The sequence below is a fragment of the uncultured Sphaerotilus sp. genome, from assembly GCF_963924895.1.
Taxonomy (GTDB): domain Bacteria; phylum Pseudomonadota; class Gammaproteobacteria; order Burkholderiales; family Burkholderiaceae_C; genus Sphaerotilus.
Genome location: NZ_CAWURG010000040.1, coordinates 1 through 20971, shown reverse-complemented (window position 1 = coordinate 20971; position 20971 = coordinate 1). Strand labels below are relative to the sequence as shown.

Annotated in this window: 25 protein-coding genes and 2 pseudogenes; 9 read left to right on the top strand and 18 right to left on the bottom strand. The window is 66.8% G+C overall.

All coding sequences use genetic code 11. The features are described from left to right. Nucleotides 1-18 precede the first annotated feature (18 nt). The 6 genes from AABN02_RS14980 to modA form a co-directional block, all read right to left on the bottom strand. Nucleotides 19-864, bottom strand: a complete 846-nt coding sequence (locus AABN02_RS14980; RefSeq protein ID WP_338415729.1) for a carbohydrate ABC transporter permease — start codon at nucleotides 862-864, stop codon at nucleotides 19-21. Continuing rightward, on the bottom strand, nucleotides 861-1757 hold the full coding sequence (locus tag AABN02_RS14975) for a sugar ABC transporter permease (protein WP_338415728.1): 897 nt from the start codon (nucleotides 1755-1757) through the stop codon (nucleotides 861-863). Before AABN02_RS14975 ends, AABN02_RS14980 begins: the two co-directional genes overlap by 4 nt. 65 nt (nucleotides 1758-1822) lie before the next feature. Then, complete coding sequence (locus AABN02_RS14970) at nucleotides 1823-3103, bottom strand: sugar ABC transporter substrate-binding protein (protein WP_338415727.1); 1281 nt, start codon at nucleotides 3101-3103, stop codon at nucleotides 1823-1825. A gap of 198 nt (nucleotides 3104-3301) precedes the next feature. Next, entirely contained in the window at nucleotides 3302-4387 is a 1086-nt protein-coding gene (modC, locus tag AABN02_RS14965; RefSeq protein WP_338415726.1) for a molybdenum ABC transporter ATP-binding protein, read from the bottom strand. Further along, complete coding sequence (gene modB, locus AABN02_RS14960) at nucleotides 4384-5067, bottom strand: molybdate ABC transporter permease subunit (protein WP_338415725.1); 684 nt, start codon at nucleotides 5065-5067, stop codon at nucleotides 4384-4386. Before modB ends, modC begins: the two co-directional genes overlap by 4 nt. Before the next feature lie 6 nt (nucleotides 5068-5073). Then, complete coding sequence (gene modA, locus AABN02_RS14955; RefSeq protein WP_338415724.1) at nucleotides 5074-5832, bottom strand: molybdate ABC transporter substrate-binding protein; 759 nt, start codon at nucleotides 5830-5832, stop codon at nucleotides 5074-5076. Here modA and AABN02_RS14950 point away from each other — a divergent pair. The 3 genes and pseudogenes from AABN02_RS14950 to galK all read left to right on the top strand — a co-directional run. Beyond that, nucleotides 5831-6181, top strand: a pseudogene (locus AABN02_RS14950) (substrate-binding domain-containing protein); the annotation flags it as partial. The gene modA and the pseudogene AABN02_RS14950 sit on opposite strands and share 2 nt — an antisense overlap. 95 nt (nucleotides 6182-6276) lie before the next feature. Beyond that, nucleotides 6277-7326: a UDP-glucose--hexose-1-phosphate uridylyltransferase gene (locus AABN02_RS14945; RefSeq protein WP_338415723.1), complete on the top strand. Its 1050-nt coding sequence runs from the start codon at nucleotides 6277-6279 to the stop codon at nucleotides 7324-7326. Continuing rightward, nucleotides 7323-8516 (top strand): galactokinase, encoded by a 1194-nt coding sequence (gene galK, locus AABN02_RS14940; protein WP_338415722.1) that lies wholly within the window; start codon nucleotides 7323-7325, stop codon nucleotides 8514-8516. The genes AABN02_RS14945 and galK overlap by 4 nt, the downstream gene beginning before the upstream one ends. A gap of 7 nt (nucleotides 8517-8523) precedes the next feature. Here galK and AABN02_RS14935 read toward each other — a convergent pair whose 3' ends face one another. Next, entirely contained in the window at nucleotides 8524-9684 is a 1161-nt protein-coding gene (locus AABN02_RS14935) for an SGNH/GDSL hydrolase family protein (protein WP_338415721.1), read from the bottom strand. 232 nt (nucleotides 9685-9916) lie between these two features. Between AABN02_RS14935 and AABN02_RS14930 the strand changes: the two genes are divergently transcribed. Together AABN02_RS14930 and AABN02_RS14925 are read left to right on the top strand one after the other, a co-directional pair. Then, a complete protein-coding gene (locus AABN02_RS14930) occupies nucleotides 9917-10159 on the top strand; it encodes a GlsB/YeaQ/YmgE family stress response membrane protein (RefSeq protein WP_338415743.1) in 243 nt (80 codons plus the stop codon). A gap of 34 nt (nucleotides 10160-10193) precedes the next feature. Continuing rightward, nucleotides 10194-10694, top strand: coding sequence for a hypothetical protein (locus AABN02_RS14925; protein ID WP_338415720.1), 501 nt, complete (start codon nucleotides 10194-10196; stop codon nucleotides 10692-10694). A gap of 29 nt (nucleotides 10695-10723) precedes the next feature. Here the strand turns inward: AABN02_RS14925 and AABN02_RS14920 are convergent, their stop codons facing one another. The 4 genes and pseudogenes from AABN02_RS14920 to AABN02_RS14905 all read right to left on the bottom strand — a co-directional run. After that, nucleotides 10724-10882: a DUF3309 family protein gene (locus AABN02_RS14920; RefSeq protein WP_338415719.1), complete on the bottom strand. Its 159-nt coding sequence runs from the start codon at nucleotides 10880-10882 to the stop codon at nucleotides 10724-10726. Beyond that, complete coding sequence (locus AABN02_RS14915; RefSeq protein ID WP_338415718.1) at nucleotides 10879-11406, bottom strand: hypothetical protein; 528 nt, start codon at nucleotides 11404-11406, stop codon at nucleotides 10879-10881. Before AABN02_RS14915 ends, AABN02_RS14920 begins: the two co-directional genes overlap by 4 nt. 142 nt (nucleotides 11407-11548) lie before the next feature. After that, nucleotides 11549-11842, bottom strand: a complete 294-nt coding sequence (locus tag AABN02_RS14910; RefSeq protein WP_310462350.1) for a hypothetical protein — start codon at nucleotides 11840-11842, stop codon at nucleotides 11549-11551. A gap of 252 nt (nucleotides 11843-12094) precedes the next feature. Beyond that, nucleotides 12095-12535 (bottom strand): annotated as a pseudogene (locus tag AABN02_RS14905) (GNAT family N-acetyltransferase); the annotation flags it as partial. A 99-nt stretch (nucleotides 12536-12634) separates the two neighbouring features. Between AABN02_RS14905 and AABN02_RS14900 the strand changes: the two are divergent. Further along, the gene (locus AABN02_RS14900; protein ID WP_338415717.1) at nucleotides 12635-12940 is read left to right on the top strand and encodes a BrnA antitoxin family protein; all 306 of its coding nucleotides are present in this window, start codon (nucleotides 12635-12637) and stop codon (nucleotides 12938-12940) included. 24 nt (nucleotides 12941-12964) lie between these two features. On the opposite strand, the gene AABN02_RS14895 is transcribed toward AABN02_RS14900, so the two are convergent. The 5 genes from AABN02_RS14895 to AABN02_RS14875 form a co-directional block, all read right to left on the bottom strand. Continuing rightward, nucleotides 12965-13207, bottom strand: a complete 243-nt coding sequence (locus AABN02_RS14895; RefSeq protein ID WP_338415716.1) for a type II toxin-antitoxin system prevent-host-death family antitoxin — start codon at nucleotides 13205-13207, stop codon at nucleotides 12965-12967. Nucleotides 13208-13277: 70 nt separating this feature from the next. Then, a complete protein-coding gene (locus AABN02_RS14890) occupies nucleotides 13278-13658 on the bottom strand; it encodes a DUF2809 domain-containing protein (protein WP_338415715.1) in 381 nt (126 codons plus the stop codon). 108 nt (nucleotides 13659-13766) lie between these two features. Continuing rightward, the gene (locus tag AABN02_RS14885; protein WP_338415714.1) at nucleotides 13767-14528 is read right to left on the bottom strand and encodes a hypothetical protein; all 762 of its coding nucleotides are present in this window, start codon (nucleotides 14526-14528) and stop codon (nucleotides 13767-13769) included. Between the two features lie 204 nt (nucleotides 14529-14732). Next, complete coding sequence (locus AABN02_RS14880; RefSeq protein WP_338415713.1) at nucleotides 14733-15053, bottom strand: hypothetical protein; 321 nt, start codon at nucleotides 15051-15053, stop codon at nucleotides 14733-14735. Nucleotides 15054-15465: 412 nt separating this feature from the next. Continuing rightward, on the bottom strand, nucleotides 15466-16980 hold the full coding sequence (locus AABN02_RS14875; RefSeq protein WP_338415712.1) for a CoA-acylating methylmalonate-semialdehyde dehydrogenase: 1515 nt from the start codon (nucleotides 16978-16980) through the stop codon (nucleotides 15466-15468). A gap of 165 nt (nucleotides 16981-17145) precedes the next feature. Between AABN02_RS14875 and AABN02_RS14870 the strand changes: the two genes are divergently transcribed. The 3 genes from AABN02_RS14870 (at nucleotide 17146) to AABN02_RS14860 (ending at nucleotide 20347) form a co-directional block, all read left to right on the top strand. After that, entirely contained in the window at nucleotides 17146-18093 is a 948-nt protein-coding gene (locus tag AABN02_RS14870; RefSeq protein ID WP_338415711.1) for a LysR family transcriptional regulator, read from the top strand. A gap of 376 nt (nucleotides 18094-18469) precedes the next feature. After that, on the top strand, nucleotides 18470-20047 hold the full coding sequence (locus tag AABN02_RS14865; RefSeq protein ID WP_338415710.1) for an alkaline phosphatase D family protein: 1578 nt from the start codon (nucleotides 18470-18472) through the stop codon (nucleotides 20045-20047). A gap of 87 nt (nucleotides 20048-20134) precedes the next feature. Beyond that, the gene (locus tag AABN02_RS14860) at nucleotides 20135-20347 is read left to right on the top strand and encodes a hypothetical protein (protein WP_338415709.1); all 213 of its coding nucleotides are present in this window, start codon (nucleotides 20135-20137) and stop codon (nucleotides 20345-20347) included. Nucleotides 20348-20375: 28 nt separating this feature from the next. On the opposite strand, the gene AABN02_RS14855 is transcribed toward AABN02_RS14860, so the two are convergent. Both AABN02_RS14855 and AABN02_RS14850 read right to left on the bottom strand, forming a co-directional pair. Then, on the bottom strand, nucleotides 20376-20798 hold the full coding sequence (locus tag AABN02_RS14855) for a universal stress protein (protein WP_338415708.1): 423 nt from the start codon (nucleotides 20796-20798) through the stop codon (nucleotides 20376-20378). A 52-nt stretch (nucleotides 20799-20850) separates the two neighbouring features. Next, a complete protein-coding gene (locus AABN02_RS14850; protein ID WP_338413229.1) occupies nucleotides 20851-20967 on the bottom strand; it encodes a zinc ribbon domain-containing protein in 117 nt (38 codons plus the stop codon). Between the last annotated feature and the right edge of the window lie 4 nt (nucleotides 20968-20971).

Below are 20971 nucleotides of genomic sequence, written 5' to 3'. Positions count from 1 at the left end.
TGTCGACGTCCCCCGGCCTCAGCCCTTGACCCCGCTGCCCATGGCCGACTGGATGAACCAGCGCTGGAACAGCAGATACACACCCAGCACCGGCGCCGACATCAGCACCGAGAAGGCCATCACGTCGCCCCAGATCGGGGGCGGTGTGCCGAAGAACTGCGCGAGTGCCAGCGCCACCGGCCGTACCTCGGCCCCGCGCGTGACCATCAGCGGCCACAGGAAGGCGTTCCAGTACTCCAGGCTCTGCAGGATCGCCACCGTGGCAATCGCTGGCAGCGACAGCGGCATGATGATCTGCCAGTAGATCTTCAGATGGGACGCACCATCGAGGAAGGCCGCCTCGTCGTAGTCCTTCGGGATCTTGGCGAAGAACTGGTAGAACAGGAAGATCGAGAACGGGTGGGCGATGAAGGGCACGATCTGCGCCTGGTAGGTATCGACCCAGCCGACCTGGTTCATCATCAAGAGCATCGGCACCGCCAGCGCCTCCATCGGGATGATGATCAGCGAGATCACCGCCATCACGATCCAGTTGCGCCCCGGAAAGCTGATCCGCGCCAGCGCATACGCCGCCAGCGAGTTCACGAACACGCCGAAGACGACGATGCACACGACGATCAGCGCCGAGTTCATCAGGTAGCGCGGCACCGGCGAGGTGGAGTCGTTCAGCACCTGTCGGAAGTTCTCCAGCGAGATCTGCGACGGGTCGACCCAGAAGGCGCGCCAGTTGCCGAAGTCGAGCAGGATCTGCTGCTCGTCGGCCTTGAGCGAGGTGGCGACCATCAGCATCAGCGGCGCCAGCACGAAGGCCAGCAGCGCAAGCGCAATGATCATCAGGAACAGTCGTTCGACGCGGGTGCTCATTCGATGGCCCTCTCTTCCTTGACGAGGCGGCGCTGGACCATGCTGATCGCCAGCACGATCAGGAAAAAGACCACTGCCGCCGCGGCCGCGATGCCGACCTTGCCCTGGCGGAAGCCGGTGAGGTAGATGAAGCGCACCAGCGTGTCGGTGACGCCGGACGGGCCGCCCTTGGTCAGCAGCTCGACCTGGGTGAACAGCTTGAAGGCGAGGATGGTCGTCGTCATCACCACCAGGATGTGCGTGTTGAGCAGACCCGGGATGGTGATGTGCCAGAACTCGTTCCAGCGGTTGGCGCCGTCGAGCCGCGCGGCTTCATAGAGGTCGGTGTTGATGCTCTGCAGCCCCGCCAGATAGACCACCATCTGGAACGGAAAGCCCTGCCACGCCGACATCAGCACCAGCGCGGGCATGGCGGTCGCCGGGTTGCCGAGCCAGTCCACCGGATCGACCAGACCGAAGGTGAGCGCGTTCAGCAGCGTGTTGAAGAAACCGCTCATCTGGAACAGCGAGAACCAGATCACCGAGACCACGACCATCGAGATCACGGTCGGCAGGAAGTAGATGCCGCGGAACAGTTGCCGCATCGGCAGCTTGGTGTTGATCAGCATCGCCACCGCGAGGCCCAGGCCACACTGCAGCGGCACCACCAGCACGGTGAAATACGCCGTGTTGAGCAGCGTGCGCACGAAGTCCTCGTTCTCGAAGACGCGCGCGTAGTTGCGCCAGCCGATCCACTCGGTCGGCATGTTCGGATTGGGGACCAGACGCTGGTCGGTGAAGGAAAAGGCCACCGTCAGCACGAACGGCAGCACGATGAAAAGCAGGATCAGCGCCAGCGCCGGGCTGAGAAACAGCCACGGGCGCAGCGTGGTCTGCTGTCGCACGGCAAGCATGGGGAATCCTTCAAAAAAACCGGGCCGGCAGCGCCACCACTGCCGGCCCGGTACAGACAGGGGATTTACTTGCCGAACGGCTTGTAGCCCTTGTTGTCCTCGATGTCCTGGTCAACCTTCTTGGCCGCGGTGTCGAGTGCCTTCTTGACGTCACCGCCATCGACCGCGTCAGCCACGGCCTTGGCGAAGGCCGCCGTGATCGTCGGGTAGGCCGGGTGGGCCGGACGGGCCACGCTGACCTTGGCGAGCTGGTCGATATAGAGCGACAGCGGGCCACCGGCCTTGTACAGCTCGACCTTCGGCGCCGCCGACTTCACGCCGGGGACGCCGCCCATCGCGGTCGACAGCTCGGCCACGTTGTCCGTGCTCAGCATGAACTCCAGCAGCTTGCCGGTGGCTTCCTTCTGCTTGCTCTTGCTGTTGATCGACCAGGCCCAGCCGCCGTTGCCGGTGACCGCCTTGGCGCCGAACTTGGGCATCGGCAGCAGCACGAGGTCGTTGCCGAAGGCCTTGCTGTGCGCCGGCCACATCCAGTGACCGACGAAGGACAGCGCGGTGATCTTCTTGCCGTAGAAGCTGTCGTCGCCTTCGCTGGCCGGGGCGACGTAACCCTTCTTGACGAAGCCTTGCAGCAGCGTCAGCGCCTTGACGGCGGCCGGGCCGTTCATCGTGCCGTCGGCCTTCCAGCTCTTGCGGTCGATCAGGTCACCGCCCATCGACTGCACCCAGGGGCTGAAGCCGTAGGTGTACCACTCGCCCTGGCCGTAGTTCAGCTTGACGTCCAGCGCGTACTTCATGCCCGGCAGCTTGGACAGCTTGGCCAGCGCGTCCTCGAACTCGGCGGCCGTCCAGGCGTCATCGACGCCCTTCGGGATGCGGACCTTGGCGGCCTCCAGCAGCGACTTGCGGCCCCAGATCGACAGACCCGAGTCGCCCTGGCCCAGGCAGTAGACCTTGCCGTCCGGCGGGTAGGTGCCCTGGTTGATCAGCGAGGGCAGCATGTCGCTCAGCGTCTTGGCCGACACCAGGCCGTTCAGCGGCGCGATGTAGCCCGACCAGGCGTAGTTGGCGTAGTTCGGGCCGTCCAGGTCCAGCAGGTCGGGCAGGTTGCCCGACAGCGCGGCGGCCTGCACCTGCTCGTTGTAGGAGCCTTCCGGCTGGATCTCCAGCTTGGCCGGCGTGGACGGATTGGCCTTGTTCCACTTCTCGATGAGCTGCGCCATGCGCTCGCGCTCGTTGTCGGCACGACCGCCGTGGTGCCAGACACGCAGCACGTCGGCGGCCAGGGCGGCCTGCGAGGCGGCCAGCAGGGCGGCCACGGCCAGAAGCTTGGGGCTGAACTTCATCGTCTCACTCCGGGGAGGGTTGTTGCTTGGGGGCGCAATGGGGGCGAAATGCGCTAGTAAATCGTATTACTTGCGACAGGAGGCAATTTAGCGCAATCGATTTCGGGCTGTCAACGCGGTCTCCCCGGGTACAGGCCCCTAACGAGGGAAAACACGGGGGAGGCAGGAGGGAAACGGGAGCCGCGGCGCAACAGGCCGTCAGCCCATCAAGGCGACACCCTTGATCTGGGCGTGGAGCCGGTCGCCGGCCTGCAGCGCCAGCGTGTCGGCGCTGCGGCGGGTGATGCGGGCCAGCAGCGTGGTCGCCGCCGAGGCATCCCCCTCCCCCAGGCGCAGGCGCAGCAGCACCGTGCGCCCCTCGGCCTCCAGCCGCTCCAGCGTCACCGGCAGCACGTTCAGGATGCTGCTGTGCTGCGGCGCCTCGCGGGCGATGCTGACGTCGCGGGCCAGCACGCGGACCCGCACCGGCGTGCCCGGCGGCTGCTCGACCGCGCCGAGCCACAGGCTGCCGCCGGGCACGGCGATGCGCGTCAGGCCGTAGGGAAGGTCGTGCGCCGCAACGGTCGCCTCCAGCACGACGCCCACCTCGTCCTGCCGGCCCAGCGGCAGGTCGGTGCGGGCGAACAGATCCGCCACGCCACCCTCGGCCAGCACGCGCCCGGACTGCAGCAGCACGAGGTGGTCGGCCAGCCGCGCCACTTCATCCAGCGCATGGGTCACGTAGACGATGGGCAATGCCATCGCGCGGTGCAGGCGTTCAAGGTAGGGCAGGATCTCGGCCTTGCGCGCAGCGTCCAGCGCGGCCAGCGGCTCGTCCATCAGCAGCAGCCGCGGGCTGGTCGCCAGTGCGCGGGCGATGGCCACACGCTGGCGCTCGCCGCCGGAGAGCGTGGCGGGGCGGCGGTCCATCAGCGCGCCGATGCCTAGCAGGTCCACCGCCTGGTCCAGCGCGATGCGGCGCTCGGCAGGGGCGATGCGGCGCTGGCCGTAGTCGAGGTTGCGGCGCACGTCGAGGTGCGGGAACAGCGCCGCCTCCTGGATCACGTAGCCGATCGGGCGCTGGTGGGTCGGCACGAAGTCGGCGCCGGCCGCGTCGTCCTGCCAGGTCTGGTCGTTCAGCGCGACCCGTCCGGTCGCCCGCTCCAGTCCGGCCAGCGCGCGCAGCAGCGTCGTCTTGCCGCAGCCGGACGGACCGAACAGCGCGCTGACCCCGCGCGAGGGCAGCGCCAGCGCCACATCCAGCGCGAAGTCGCGCCGGGCCAGCGTCAGCCGCGCCTCGATCACCGCCGCGCCTCCGCGGCGCGCGCCGAGCGCTGGATCGCGTAGAGCGTCACCAGCACCACCAGCGCGAAGGCCACCATGCCCGCCGCGAGCCGGTGCGCGTCGGCGAACTCGGCTGCTTCGACATGGTCGTAGATGGCCACCGACAGCACGCGGGTCGTGCCGGGGATGTTGCCGCCGATCATCAGCACCACGCCGAACTCGCCCACCGTGTGCGCGAAGCCGAGCACCGCGCCGGTCAGCAGCCCCGGCCGGGCCAGCGGCAGCGCGACCGAGACAAAGCGGTCCCACGGCCCGGCGCGCAGCGTGGCCGCGGCTTCGAGCAGCGCTTCGGGGATCGCCTCGAAGGCCTGCTGCAGCGGCTGCACGACAAAGGGCAGCGAATACAGCACCGACGCCACCACCAGCCCGCCGAAGGTGAACGGCAGCCGCCCCAGCCCGAACGCCTCGGTCATCTGGCCGACCGCGCCCTGCGGCCCCATCAGCAGCAGCAGATAGAAGCCCAGCACCGTCGGCGGCAGCACCAGCGGCAGCGTCACCAGCGCGCCGACCAGCGGCTTCAGCCGCGAGCCAGTGCGCGCCAGCCACCACGCCAGCGGTGTGCCGACCAGCAGCAGCAGCGCGGTCGTCACCGCCGCGAGCGTGGCGGTCAGGCGGACGGCGGTCCAGTCAGCGGCGCTCATCCACCGTCAGCCACGTTCGTAGCCGTAGGACCGGATCACCGCCTGCGCCGGCTCGCTGCGCAGCCATTGCATCAGCGCGGCAGCCGCTGGCTTGCCGACGCCAGGTTTCAGCAGCACGGCGTCCTGCCGGATCGGCGCGTGCAGCGCCGCCGGCACGCGCCACATCGACCCGGCCGGTGCCTTGCCCGGTGCACTCACCTGCGACAGCGCGACGAAGCCGAGTTCGGCATTGCCGGTGGCGATGAACTGGTAGGTCTGAGCCACCGATTCGCCGGTGACAAGCTTCGGAGCCAGCGCCGCCGTCAGCCCGCGGGCGGCGAGCACTTCCACCGCGGCGCGGCCATACGGCGCCGTCTTCGGGTTGGCGATCGCCAGCTTCTGGAACCGGCCGGACGCCAGCACGGCCCCCTGCGCATCGACGAGCCCGGGGGTCGCGCTCCACAGCACGAGTTGCCCGACTGCGTAGGTGAACGCGCTGCCCGCCACCGCGTGTCCCTCGGCGATCAGGCGCCGCGGCGTCTCGTCGTCCGCGGACAGCAGCACCTCGAACGGCGCTCCGGCCACGATCTGGCTGTAGAACTTGCCGGTGGCGCCGCTGGCGAGCTTGAGCGTGTGGCCGGTCGCGGCGGTGTAGGCGTCGGCGAGGCGGGCCATCGGGGTGGCGAAGTTGGCGGCGACGGCGACGAGGACTTCGTCGGCGCGGGCGCTGCCCACGCTCGACACCAAGGCCAGCGACACGGCGATTCGGACAGCGGAAACAGTCATGCGGGGAGTCTATGTCGCCTCAAGATCGATGGGCCACAACCGCGGCCGTCCAACCCTGTGGTCATCACAAATGATTCGCAAGCCATCATCAGCGACGATTACCGGGTCGGGTCGCCGGCTTGGGTACCATCGGCGATCGAGACCACGCCCACCGCCAGCCCACCGCCGTGACCACCCGCCGACCGCCCTCTTCTGCGCCAACGACCTGATGGCGCTCGGCGCGATGGAGGCGCTGGCGCAGCTCGGCCTGAAGGTGCCGGACGACGTGTCGGTCATGGGCGACGACAACCAGGAAATCTCGCGCCACACCCACCCGCCGCTGACCACGATGGTGCTGCCCAACTACCAGAATCGGTACATGGCGACTATCGAACTGGAATCTGTCTGCTGGGGCTGGGTGCGCGGCCAGGCGGAAACCGCATGCATCGTGAGACTGGATGGAACATGTTTGATCCCGCAGAACACAGCCACCGCCGCCGCAACCCGCTGACCGGCCAGTGGGTGCTGGTCTCGCCGCACCGCGCCAAGCGGCCGTGGCAGGGCCAGCAGGAAGCCGCGTCCGACGCGGTGCTGCCGGCGCACGATCCGGGCTGTTATCTGTGCGCCGGCAACACGCGGGTCAGCGGAGACGTGAATCCCGATTACACGCGCACCTTCGTGTTCACGAATGACCATGCGGCGCTGATGGGGGATGTACCGGATGCAGCGGCGGGCGGATCGCTGTTCCAGCTCGCGCCAGCGCGGGGAACGAGCCGGGTGATCTGCTTTTCGCCAGACCACGGGCGCACGCTGCCGGAGCTGTCGCTGGCGGCGATCGGTGGCGTGGTCGACACCTGGTGCGACCAGAGCGCTGAACTTGGACAGACCTATCCCTGGGTGCAGGTCTTCGAGAACAAGGGCGCGCTGATGGGCTGCTCGCAGCCGCACCCGCACGGCCAGATCTGGGCCACCGACTACCTGCCCAACGAGGCCGCCACCGAAGACCGCGAACAGCGCGCCTGGTTCGCGGCACACGGCCGGCCGATGCTGCTCGACTACGTGGAGCGCGAGGCGGCCTCGGGCGAGCGGGTGGTGGTCGAGACGGCGCACTGGCTGGCCGTCGTGCCCTACTGGGCGACCTGGCCGTTCGAGACGCTGCTGCTGCCGCGCTTCGCGGTGCAGCGGCTGCCGCAGTTGACCGCTGAACAGCGCGCCGACCTGGCCGACGCGCTCAAGAAGCTCACCAGCCGCTACGACAACCTCTTCCGCTGCAGCTTCCCGTATTCGATGGGCTGGCACGGCGCGCCCTTCGGCGCGGACGAGGCCGGCACCACGCCCTGGCAGCTCCACGCCCATTTCTATCCCCCGCTGCTGCGCTCGGCCACCGTGCGCAAGTTCATGGTCGGCTTCGAGATGCTGGCCGAAGCGCAGCGCGACCTGACGCCCGAGCAGGCGGCCGCGCAGCTGCGCGCCGTCAGCGACGTCCACTACCGACAAGCCCCTCCTTCCCCATGACCGACACCCTGATCGCCCGCACCGCCGACGCGCTGCAGTCCGCCTTCGGTCGCGCCCCGGACCTCTGGGTGCAAGCCCCCGGCCGCGTCAACCTGATCGGCGAACACACCGACTACAACGACGGCTTCGTGCTGCCCTGCGCCATCGACTACCGCACCGTGATCGCCGTGACCGCGCGCGAGGACCGGCAGGTGCGCGTCGTGGCCGCTGACTATGGCCACGGGATCGACACCTTCGACCTCGACGCGCCGATCACGCCCCACCCGGACCTGCAATGGGCCAACTACGTGCGCGGCACCGTGAAGATGCTGGCCGAACACCTGGCGCCGCTCGGCCTGTCGCTGCGTGGCGCGGACCTGGCCATCGCCGGCAACGTGCCGCAGGGCGCGGGGCTGTCGTCGTCGGCTTCGCTGGAGGTGGCAGTTGGTCAGGCGTTCAAGGCGCTGCTTGGCCTGGGTGACACGGACGGCGTCAGCCAGACCGATCTCGCGCTGATCGCCCAGCGCGCCGAGAACCGCTTCGTCGGCGTGAACTGCGGGATCATGGACCAGCTCATTTCTGCCCGCGCCGAGGCCGGGCACGCGCTGCTGATCGACTGCCGCAGCCTGTCCGGGCAGGCGGTGCACCTGCCGGAGTCGGTGGCCGTGGTGATCGTGCACTCGCGGGTCCGGCGCGGGCTGGTGGGCAGCGAGTACAACACCCGCCGCACCCAGTGCGAGGCGGCGGCGCGGCACTACGGCGTGCCGGCGCTGCGCGATGTGGATCTGGTGCGGCTCGAACGCGACCGCGGCGATCTGGACGAGGTCGTCTACCGCCGCGCCCGCCACATCGTCACCGAGAACGTGCGCACGGTGGACGCCGCCGCCGCGCTGGCCGCGGGCGATCTGGTGCGGCTGGGTGAGCTGATGGCGGCGTCACACGCCTCGATGCGCGACGATTTCGAGATCACCCATCCGGCCGTGGACCGGCTGGTGGCGATCGCGCAGGCCGCCGTCGGGCACGAGGGGGGTGCGCGCATGACGGGCGGCGGCTTCGGCGGCTGCATCGTCGTGCTGCTGCCGGATGCGCGCATCGCCGGTGTGCAAGCGGCGATCGAGGCCGCCTACCGCTCGCCGGAAGGCGAGCCGCCAACGATCTGGGTCAGCCATGCGGCGACCGGTTCAGGGCGCATCGCGAGCGAGGCACCCTGAACTGGCGTCAGAGCCAGCCGGCGGCGGTGAGCGCCTTGGTGATTTCCGTGGCCAGCAGCTGGTGGCCCGCGGGGGTCGGGTGGAAGCCGTCGGAGAAGGCGTAGGTCTTGTACCAGTCGGCCGTGCCGCCCGCGGGCGGGGTGGTGGCGGCCAGCGTCGCGTCGGTGCAGGTGGCGAAGGTGTAGCTCGGCAGCTTGTCGGTGCCCACCCCGGCGATGGGACAAGCCGGGGTCTTGACGTTCGTCAGGCCGTAGGTCGCCGGGTTGGCGATCTGGTTGTTGAAGGCCGTGTAGAAGTCGACCAGCACCACCTTGCTGTTGCCCGCGACGTTCGCCGCCAGACGCGAGTTGAAGGCCACCGTCCAGCTGTTGAACAGGGCTTCGCTCTGCGCCCGGGCGGTGGCGCCTGCGGTGCCGCCTCCGCTGGCCGCGGCGATGCTGTCCAGCACCATCTGGAAGCGCGGCGTGTTGGTGATGCCCGGCATGTTCAGCAAGGCGATGCGCTGGGCGCCCTTGTCCAGCGCGCTGGTCTTCATCGTGTTGTAGAAGCTGTCGGCCAGCGCGGACATGTAGGTGCTGCCCGCCGCCGCCAGGCCGGTCGCGCCGCCGGACGCTGCGGCCGTCACCTGCGCGGGGGTCAGCAAGGTGCCGAGCAGCGCGAGGTAGCTGGCGCCGCTGTCCGTCGCCGCCGCCAGGTAGGCGCCGACCAGCGCGGCCGCGTCATTGCCGCCGCCGTCCACCAGCAGCAGGTCACCGGCGCCGTAGTTGCCCGCCGCCGTGGCCGCGGCAAACTGCACCGCCAGACCCCGCGGATCAGCCGCCGCGTAGCCGCTGGCCGTCGGGTTGATGACCGCGCCGCCGATGGCGTAGTTGGTGCAGTTCTTGGCCGCCGTGTTCGCCGCGAACGTGGTGCCGTCGAAGGCGAAGAAGTTGCAGCCCTTGCCCAGGTTGTAGGCGGTAGAGACACGCTCGGGGTAGGTGTCGTTGCCCTGGATGGTGAACTTGATGCCGAAGGTGCCGACGTCGGCCAGGCTGTCGCCCATGACGCGCAGGCTGGTGACGGGCACCTTGGCGGCGATGGTGGGGGTGTCATCACCGCCACCGCACGCGGCCAGCACGGCCAGCAGCACGGTGGACAGCCCGAATTGAATGCGTCGAATCATGACCATGGTGTTTCCTGAGAAGAGAGAGCCGCACAACAAAAAAGTACGGTCGTTCTGTTTTGCACGATTCAATGTAGACCCAAATCCCGCAGACAGCGGTCTAGGCAAACCCTGAGCCCACTGCAGGAAACGCGCAGAGCCCAGCCAAAAGTCGTGACGAATTCCGCATGGAACCGCTACGATCCAATCGGAAAAGGCCCGATCCGGGCTTGCTGCTGCAGAGGACTTTCGCACCATGATGCATCTCGTCTGGACCATCCTGATCGGCTTTGTCGCCGGTCTGATCGCCAAGTCGCTCACCTCGGGCAAGGCGCCCGGGGGCTTCATCATGACCTCGGTGCTCGGCATCGCGGGCTCGGTGGCCGCGAGCTACATCGGGCAGGCGCTGGGGCTGTACCCGGCCGGCCAGATCGCCGGCTTCATCGCCTCGGTGATCGGCGCCATCGCGCTGCTGTTCGTCTACAACCGCGTCACCCGCTGACACCCTCTCCCCACACGCCCTTCGGAGTCTCCGCATGAACCTCATGGACATCCTGGCCCAGGCCACCGGCAGCAACAACGTCAGCAATCAGCAATTCGACCAGGTGGCCCAGGCGGCGCCGTCGGACCTGCTCGCCCAGGGGCTGGCCAGCGCCTTCCGTTCCGACCAGACGCCGGACATCGGCGCGATGGTCGGCCAGCTGTTTGGTGGCTCGTCCGGCTCGCAGCAAGCCGGCATGTTGAACCAGATCCTGGCCACGCTCGGCCCGGCCGCCGCGGCCGCGCTGGCCGGTGGTGCACTCGGCCGTGTGCTCGGCCCGGGCAACACCCAGATCACGCCCGCCCAAGCTTCGCAGCTCTCGCCGCAGGAAACCGAGGCGATCGTCGCGCAGGCGAATCAGGTCGAGCCGGGCATTGCCGACAAGCTGGCCAACTTCTACGCCGAGCACCCGGGTCTGGTGAAGACCCTGGGTGGTCTGGCGATGGCCGTGGCGCTGTCGAAGATGAAGGACCACCTGGCCCAGCGCCGGGTCTGATCCGCGTTCTGTCCTGACCGGGGATCCGGTCAGATCCTGCCCATCAACAGCAGCACGACGAGGATGAGCACGATCAGGCCGATCCCGCCGCTGGGCCCGTAGCCCCAGCCGCGGCTGTGTGGCCAGCTCGGGATGGCGCCGATCAGCATGAGGATCAGGACGATGAGGAGGATGGTGCCGATGCTCATGAGGTGCTCCCGGGAAGAGGAAAGGATTGGCCCATCGATTCGCCGATGACCTGATGGGCGCGTGCGGTCTGGGCCTCGCCGTCGGTGTGTGCGACCAGCACGATGTGTCCGCTGACGAGTCCGGCCCGCACCTGGTCGGGCACATCGTCATCCGCCTGGCCTTCCGCGCCGATGGCCGCGCCCACCAGGCCGCCGATGCCGGCGCCCCAGCCGACCATGACCAGCGGCGCCAGGAGGGGGCTGGCGACCAGCAGACTGGCGTTGGCAGCGACCATCGCGGCACTGCCGATCGCGCCAGCGATCGAGCCCACCACGGTGCCGACGGCGCCATCCTTCAGCACGTTTTCCAGCACACCGTCGCTGCCGGCCGCCGCCGGGGGTGTCGCCGTGGGGTGTCCCGGTTCGTGGAGTACCACCTTGTCCTGCGGAATGCCGTGCCGCGCCAGTTGGGCGACCACCGCTTCGGCGGCCGGCCGGGTCCGGTACAGCCCCAGAACTCGGTGCAAGTGCAGATTCATGTCCATCGCGTTGCTCCTGTTCAGCCGGCGGTGTCCGTTCGACCCGTCGGCTGTGGAGTCCACGCTAACGCCCAGGGTGGGCGGGGGTCTGTGCGGTGGCGAACCGAGCGGGCGGCCCGTCATGGCCACCGGGCCAGACCCCGTGGCGTCAGGCGGCGGGCGCCGTCTCCAGCCACTGCGCCAGGGCCAGCGCCACCACGGCGTTGACGCCGCCTTCCTGCGTCAGTGCGCGCTCGCGCATCTGGTTGACCAGATCGGCCGGCAGGCGGCAGGCGACGGACACCAGCTTGGGGGCGGCGTTTTCGGCGCGTTCGACACGGCGGGCGGCCGCATTGGCATCGGCCGAGCCTTGGGCGAACCGCGGGGGCACGCCGGCCGTTTTCATCTTGCCGTCCAGCTTGCGGGCCAGGTGTTTGACCAGGTCGGTCTTCTTCGCGCTCATGGGATCTTTCGGAGAGTTGAGGGGCATTGTCGCCCACCCAGCCCTGCCGGCGGTCCAGTCAAGGCACGCGGATCAGCACCATGCCTGCCGCCTTCGACGCGCCCACATCGAAGGTCATCGTCCGCCCAAGGCTCCACGGGCCACGATGTCCTGGTTCATCTCTTCGATCGACACGCTGCAGGTTGGCGTGCCGAACAGCCCTTTGAGTTCCGTCACGGAGTGCGTATCCGCGACCATCTCGGTGGGGATGCCGATCTGGCGGGTATAGGTGAGATAGACCTCGTCCCGCTCCCAGCCGAGCGCGGCGTAGGCGGCCTGTGCGGTGTGGTTGGTGCGGGCGGTGGTCAGCTCCATGCGGAGCTTGCCGTGTTCGGCCGAGAGCAGCTCCGCCGCCAGCAGCAGCGCCCGCCCTGCCCCACTGCGGCGCGCGGCGGGTGTCACGAACAGGTCCGACAGCAGGTAGATCGGCTGCGCCGCGATCGAGCAGAACACCGGGTAGAGCTGGCAGAAGCCGATCGCCTGGCCCGCGCCGTCCTCGGCCAGCAGGATCTGCGACTCGCCGCGGGTCAGGCGGTCGCGGAGGAACTGCGTCGCGGTGGCGAGGTCGGCGGGTTGTTCGTAGAACTGGCGGTAGGCGTCGAACAGGGGGGCGATGCGGTCGAGGTCGGCGAGGGTGGCGGAGCGGGCGGTCATCGGCTGAGGGGAATTAGTGTGGGTACAAAAATTTGATGCGATTGGACTACGATTCCGCCAAAAGCCCGCGCCGGGCGAACCAGAGAGAAAGGAACCGCTATGCCGCGCAAACCGAATCCTGAACAACTGGACCTTGACGCGCCCGAGGCCACCGACGAGTGGTTTGCCAAGGCGCGTCCGGCGTCCGAGGTGCTGGGCGACTTGCTGGGAGCATCCGTCGCCAAGGAAATGCTCCAGCCCAAGCGCGGCAGGCCAGCGTTGGACAAGCCCAAGGCGCATGTGAACATCCGCCTGGATGCCGACATTCTGGAGGCGTTCAAGGAGACCGGGGCCGGCTGGCAGACGCGGATGAACAATGCGCTTCGAGAATGGTTGAAGGCCCACCCGAATGTGACCGGGGTTTGATCCGGGGCGCACCAAGCAGATGCCTTAGGCGTCGAACTCCCGCGCGATGACGGCATCCAGTTCGTCCGAAGGATCAGGGATCACGTAGCGCCCGGCTGCGAGCCCCAAGCGGACACGAGGACGGTCCAGCGGCACCAGCCGGGCCACCGGCTGCCCATGCTGCCCCAGCAGCGTCACCGACTCGTGCGCGGCACGCACGCGCTCCACCAACTGCACGAGCTGGCCTTGGGCTTCTTGAACCGGGATGGCGTGAGGGGTGGCAGGCATGTGGCGATCTCCCGTTGGCGGCAGATGACGAGGCGTCCAGTATGGCAGGGCCGGACGTGCTGGCAACCCGTCAGACCTTGCGCACCAGCAGCCACCGATCCAGCGGCGCCACCAGCGCGATGCCGACCGTGTACGCCACGATGTCGCCCCACGAAAACGCCGAGCCGAGCACGAGGTGGCCCGGGGTGGTCGCGCGGATGGCGTTGATCCACGGCGCCTGGTAGAACTGGCTGCACTCGTCCGCAGTCGAGATCACCAGCGCCGTCAGCGCGACCTTGACCACGGACGCGGTGGGCGACACGAAGGCGACGAGCCAGTACACCATTTGTGCCCAGAGGGCGTCGCCGGGGTATTTCTCGAAGATGGCGGGGAATAGGGCTGGGTATTTTCGGGAGGCTAGGCCGAGGGCGATGGTGGCGGCTAGGGGCAAGCGGGATTTGGGGTTTTTCATGGTCTGCGGCCGATGCTCGTTGAATCGTGTCCGATGCATGGCTCATACCGTTTAACTCAGCGGCAGCAGAAGGCTATCCGCTGGAATGATGGAGTAGTCTTCGTTAAATTACCGCTTCGAAAGAAATCGCTTGCACTTTTTCTCGTCTTCCCCAGAGCTAACACAATCCGTGTATTTCTCGATACTTTCAATCTCGTTCTTTCCCGCAGCCTGAATGTCCCGAGCCCGCTGCCATTCTTGGTATGCTGGATCGTTGCCGTCTAGGCCAACCGCCTCTACAAACTCTTGGGAAATGTAGTTCATCTTTCGACTCTCGACGCGCATCATTTCTGTAAAAAGCAGATCGTCTATCCCCATATCTCGCAGGTATATGCGAGCGAGGTCTGCTAGCTTACGGTAGGAATTTTGCGACTGTCCATAGGACAAGCGCGCGAACTCCTCAGGGATAAAGTACGGGCGATGTATTCCTATCTTCGCACCAAGCGAAACGACCCGACTGGTTCCGCCGGATAGCACGAATACACATGCAGAGTTACATGCTGAACCAGGAAGCACCCAGACTTCAACGGCATTGCGTCGTAATATTTCGCCAAGCCTCATTGCTTCCATCACTTCGCCACCGGGCGATTGAAGTATCACTCTGACTACCGGAGTCCCATCGAAGTTGAATGTACTGGCGATCCGACGAGCTTCTGGTATGGCTTTTTGAAGTTTTTCTGCTGCTCCGCGCTTGATGTCACCAGATATATCAATATGGGAATAATCCCGAATATTACCTTCATTGCCAATTCGCGGATTGGCTGGAACAACCATAACCACCGTATCCTCCAGAAGAGGAGCAGCGTTCACTGCGATGCTCAGCGTAATCATCAAGTACGCAAGTGAAATTTTTCTCTTCATGATCAGCGGTGAATAGCGGGTTATAAGGCCCAACGTTTTAGTTAATCGAACCGTTGCGGCATTTGGCTAAAATCCCACAATTAAATGGCGGACCTTTGGCCGCCTGCCGCAATGGGTCCGGTTGAGCGAATGGATAGGCGGCGCTGTTTGGTCTTGCTACACAGATGCGAATACTTAGTTCGTCTTGACGCTAATCTTGCGGCTGGCGGCATTTACTTCAATTGACAATCCGACCTTTCTAGTTATATCTTGCATATCTGCTTCTGTAGCTGGACGACCGTTTATCTCAAAACTCCAATAGACCTTGTCGAATGAGACAAGGGCGCTCGATTCTCCATCGATGCGCGCGTGGAATTTCAAGGTTTCATCATTTGTGGATTGATCGTAGTAGATGAGTTCAGCAATTTCGCTAGAAATTCTTGTTGCAGTAGCTCTGAATATTTCGGTTTGCGCAACCGTGATAGTCTTGTTCAGTGGCATTTCATCAGCGTTCATTGTTAATATATCCTGTTGTCGAAGGAATAGGAGACCTGTGTTAAGGCCAAGTACGATGTGGCGACAGTTACAACGGCTATCGTACTTTAGACCTCACGGCCCTGCTGTCTAACTTGGCAGCTGACATCTAACTCAGCGCCAATCCGGCACCCAAGTCGTTTTCTGCATTGATGTTTTTCTCTGCCCTGCATGATTTCACTCCCGTATGGATTGCCTGAAAGCCTGCCCTGACAACGTAACCGAGTACGCCATCAGTAAGCCTCCATGGTGCCGGTGCGCAGCCCCTTCGCCCATCGGCAACATCACCCCAAATCGCGAATTTCATCACGAAAACGCAAAAACGGCCGAGGAGCCCACGCCCCTCGGCCGCCTTGTCAGCGCCGACCCACTCGCCAGCGCTACCGCCCGCGCATCACTTCGCCGTCGGCATCACGAATTCAGCACCCTTCGCGATACTCGCCGGCCACCGCTGCATCACCGACTTCTGCTTGGTATAGAACCGCACGCCCTCTTCCCCATAAGCGTGCATGTCGCCAAACAGGCTCTTCTTCCAGCCGCCAAACCCGTGCCACGCCATCGGCACCGGGATCGGCACGTTGATGCCGACCATGCCCACCTGGATGCGCCGCGCGAACTCGCGGGCCACACCGCCGTCGCTGGTGTAGCAGGCCACCCCATTCCCGAACTCGTGGGCGTTGACCAGATCGACCGCCGTGGCGAAATCGGCCACGCGCACGCAGGCCAGCACCGGGCCGAAGATCTCTTCCTTGTAGATGCGCATCTCGGGCGTGACATGGTCGAACAGCGTGCCGCCAGTCCAGAACCCGTCCTCGAACCCCGCCGCCCGGAAGCCGCGCCCATCGACGACGAGCTGCGCGCCCTCCTCCACCCCGATGCCGATGTAGCCCTCGATCCGGTCCCGCGCCACCGCCGTGACGATCGGCCCCATCTCGGCGTCGAGTTCCATGCCGTTCTTGATCTTCAGCGCCTTGGCACGCTCGGCCACCAGCGGCACGACCTTGTCGGCGATGTCGCCCACCAGCACCGCCACCGAGATCGCCATGCACCGCTCGCCCGCCGAGCCATACGCCGCGCCGATCAGCGCGTCCACCACCTGATCGACGTCCGCATCGGGCATCACGACCATGTGGTTCTTCGCGCCGCCGAGCGCCTGCACGCGCTTGCCGTGGTGCGCGCCCGTCTCGTAGATGTACTGCGCGATCGGCGTCGAGCCGACAAAGCTGACCGCCTTCACGTCCGGGTGCGTCAGCAGCGTGTCCACCGCGAGCTTGTCGCCCTGCACGACGTTGAACACGCCATCCGGCAACCCGGCCTTCTTCAGCAGCTCGGCCATGAACAGGCTGGCACTCGGGTCACGCTCGCTCGGCTTGAGGATGAAGCTGTTGCCGCAGGCGATCGCCACCGGGAACATCCAGCACGGCACCATGCACGGGAAATTGAACGGCGTGATGCCGGCCACCACGCCCAGCGACTGGCGCATCGTCCAGTTGTCGATGCCGGTCGAGACCTGGTCGGTGTAGTCGCCCTTCAGCAACTGCGGGATGCCGCAGGCGAACTCGACGATGTCGATGCCGCGGCTGACTTCGCCGATCGCGTCGGTGAAGACCTTGCCGTGTTCGGCGGTGATCATCGCGGCGAGTGCGTCGCGGTGTTCGTTCAGCAGCGCGAGGAAGTTGTTCATCACCCGCGCGCGGCGGATCGGCGGCGTCTCGGACCACGCGGGGAACGCCGCCTTGGCCGACGCGACGGCGGCGTTTACCTCGTCCACGCTGGCCAGCGCGACCTGCCGGGCGACAGCGCCGGTGGCGGGGTTGTAGACGGCTTGCGAGCGGCCGCTGGTGCTGGCGACGCGCTCGCCATGGATGTAGTGGCCGATGTCGCGGGTGTCGGTGTAGGGCTGGGTCATGAGGGGGTCTCCGGCGGGTGTTCTGGACAGGATGCAGCGCAGTCTAGGCACACACCCGGCGCATGACCAGACCGGGCCGCTGGATACACTGTTCAGCCAGACGAACAATCCTCCGCAGAAACCCGGAACAAAGCCGGACCAACGCCGGACCAACGAAAGCCCCCGATGGACACCCGCCGCGTCGACCACCTCTGGTCCCACGTCCACTGGCTCACCGTGCTGGGCGACCTGGGCAGCTACACCGCCGCCGCGCAACGGCTGGGCGTGAGCAAGGCGGCGATGAGCCAGCGCATCAGCGAGCTGGAGCGCGCCGCGGGCGTGCCGCTGGTGCAACGCACGACCCGCAGCGTGCGCCTGACCGAAGCGGGGCAGCAGCTCGTGGACAGCACCCGCAGCGCCTTCGAGCAGATCGAGCGCGGGTTTTCGGGCGTCAAGGATCTGGCGGCGCAGCCCCGCGGCCTGCTGCGCGTGACGATGCCGGTGGCGCTGGGGCGGCAGACGGTGGTGCCGCACCTGCCGGCCTTCCTGCGCGCGTACCCGGAGGTGCGGCTGGAGCTGAATCTGTCGGACCGGCTCACGTCGCTGGCGCAGGAGGGCTTCGATCTGGCGATCCGCCACACCGAGCACCCGCCGGAGACGCACGTGGCGTGGCGGCTGGCGGACACGCGCGCGGTGCTGGTGGCCACGCGCGCCTATCTGGCCGAACGCGGCACGCCGCAGCACCCGTCCGAGCTGGCGCAGCACGACTGCCTGCACTACATCCGCCCCGGCGACGCGCCAACCTGGCAGTTCCGCGAAGTGCAGGCCGCGGCAGGGGCACAGGCTAGCCATGTGACGGTGGCCGTGCGCGGGCCGTTCAGCGCCAACAACAGCGAGGTGCTGCGCGAGGCGGCCACGGCCGGGCTGGGCATCGCACTGCTGCCGGACTTCAGCGCCGAGGCGGCACTGGCGGCGGGCGATGTGGTGGAAGTACTGCCGGACTGGCGCAGCGTGGGCGCCTTCGGGGGGCATCTGTACGCCTTGCGCCCATACAGCCCGCATGTGCCGCGCACGGTGCTCGCACTGGTCGGGCACCTTCGGCAAACAATGGACAAAAAAAACCCACCCGGTTAGGGGTGGGTCGATAGACGCTCCGTGAGGAACGCCGTTGGGAACTGGGCACCGGGAGCGGGTTCGATGATTTTTGTGTCCGAACTCGCGTCTCGCCGGCTTCAGATTTCTTTACTTCCAAAACACCGCGTGACAGCAACTGGTTCGTACTGTACGGAACCCACCCCCCCGCGCACATCCCCACGACGGTGGAAGTTAATTTGGTAATCCATCACAAATCTGCTCCCAGACAATCGCGGCGCGCGAATTGGCCGATCTGACGTGATTTGATCCCATCACCGCCCAATTTCAAACAAATTCGAACGAATTTCAGCCTCGTACAAAATGGAAGATTCGCGTCAGCGCGCCCATGCCTGCCCTGAAATCGCCCCCTTGCTCCATGCCCTTGTCCCGTCGTTCCACCCTCGCCCGCCTGACCCGCTGGGCCGCGCTGCTGGCCGCACAGCGGGTGCTGTCCGCCCCGAATGCCAGCCTGACGCGCATCCCCAATCCGCGCTTCGAGAGCGATCCGTTCGCGCTCGGTGTCGCCAGCGGCCAGCCGCGCCCGCGCAGCGTGGTCCTGTGGACACGGCTGGTGGCCGACCCTGGACAAGCCGCTGCCGCACTGCCGCCGGCGCTGATCCCGATCACCTGGCAGGTGGCGGACGACGACTCCTTCGCCCACATTGTCCGCAGCGGCACCGTGCTGGCCGATCCCGCCCAGGCGCACAGCGTGCGGGTGCTGGTGGAGCACCTGCAGCCGGCGCGGCGCTACTGCTACCGCTTTCTGGCCGGCAGCGCGGTCAGCCCGGTCGGCCGCACCCGCACCGCCCCGGACGAAGACGCCCAGGTCGACCGGCTGCGCCTGGCGCTGGCTTCGTGCCAACACTACGAGCAGGGCTGGTTCACGGCGCACCGGGAGATCGCCCAGCAGGATCTGGACGCCGTAGTCTTCGTCGGGGACTACATCTACGACTCCAGCAACCCGCGCTTTCGCATGCGCACGCACGAGGCGGAGGAGCCCTGCACACTGGACCAATTCCGCGCCCGCTACGTGACCTACAAGCGCGACCCGGATCTGCAGGCCTGCCACGCCGCCCATCCGTGGATCCTCGCCTGGGACGACCACGAGGTGCGCAACGACTACGCCGGCGCACTCGGCGACGTGGACGACGGCTCGCCGCAGGAGTTCCTGCAGTTGCGCACCGCGGCCTACCAAGCGTATTTCGAGCACCTGCCGCTCGCCCCGGACCAGTTGCCGGGTGCGACGGGTGTGCGCATGCACGACCGCTTCCGCTGGGGGCGGCTGGCGGACCTCTGGATGCTCGACGGGCGGCAGTACCGCAGCCCGCAGGTCTGCAATGGCCGGGATGTGGCGGGCGGCCATGTGCGCTGGCACTGCCGCGCCCTCGCCGATGACCGCGGCACGATGCTGGGTGCCGACCAGGAACACTGGCTGCAGGACGGACTGCGCAGCGCCACCGGCCGCTGGAAGCTGATCGGTCAGGCCACGCAGGTGAGCCCGTGGGGCGTGCCCGGCCCGGACGGCAAGAAGCTGGTCTACACCGACGGCTGGGATGGCTACCCGGCGTCGCGCGCGCGGCTCCTCGACCTCATTGCCAGCCACCAGCTGGAGAACGTGGTGTTCCTCGGTGGCGATGTGCACCGCCATGTCGCCGCGCTGCTGCGCGCTCGACCGGACGATCCACAGACCCCCGTGGTGGCCAGCGAGTTCGTGACCTCGTCGCTCACCACCGCTGGATTGCCGGATTCCCTCATGTCGCTGATTCGCCGCAGCAATGCGGACATCCTGCACGCCCGGAGTGACGAGAGGGGTTATATGCAGCTGGAAGTCACGGACCGATCGCTACACTGTGTCGCAAGAGCTACAGGTTTCCCGGTTCTGGCACACGCGCAATTGCACACGCAAGCGCGTTTTCGTGTCGATTCGGGACGGGCCGGCCCGCAACGTGAATGACCACGGCGGCCCGCGACATGGCCTGGAACCTCTGGGAGAGGCGCGGGGGATGAGGGTACCCGGGCCGGCAGCGGGAGCATGACAATGATGGCCGAACGACGCACTCTGAGCAGCTGGTTCCACTGGTCGACCTGGTTCGCAGGCCGGTCCCAACGCGCCGCAGCACGGCGCAAGGCCGAGGACTTCGCCGACTACGGCACCGCCTTCGGCCTGGACATGAGCATGGACCCGCTAGGCGAGTCCGCGACCCGCCCCGCAGCCCGCCCGGCGCCCGCCAAGGCGCCCACCGGCAAGCGCTGACGCTGACCCGGCAGGCTGGTGTGCCGCGTCAGCGCACCAGCAGCACCGGCGTCTTGCAGTGCGCCATCACCCGCGTGGCCACCGATCCGAGCACCAGATTGGCCAGCTCCCCATGGCCGTGCGACCCCATCATCAGCAGGTCGAAATGCCCTTCGGTCGCGGTCTTGCTGATGGTGTCAGCGATGTGGCCGGTCTTGCTCAGGAAGGTCGCCTGCAGCCCCTGCTTGTCCAGGAAGGCGCGCATCGGGTGGAACACCTTCTCGCCCTCGTCCGCGTAATACGAATGCAGTAACTCGCGGTCGAGCACTGCCGCCGCCCGCGGCGGAATCGGCGGCACCACCGTGAGCACGGTGTAGCTGTGCTGCGGCCCGAGCCATTCGTCGTGCGCCGCCCAGTAGGCCACCATCCGGCGGGTGAATTCACTTCCATCAACGGCAACTAGAATCTTCATGACGGGATCTCCTTCAAAGTGACGGTACCGAGTCTTTGACATCCTCCCCGCCCTAAAGGACGGGGATTCCTCCTGCGAGACGCGCATGCCCGCGCGCGGCGATGTTCTTGGCTGCGTTCACGTCGCGGTGGTGTTTCGCCCCGCACTCGCAGCAAGTCCACCGCCTCATTCCA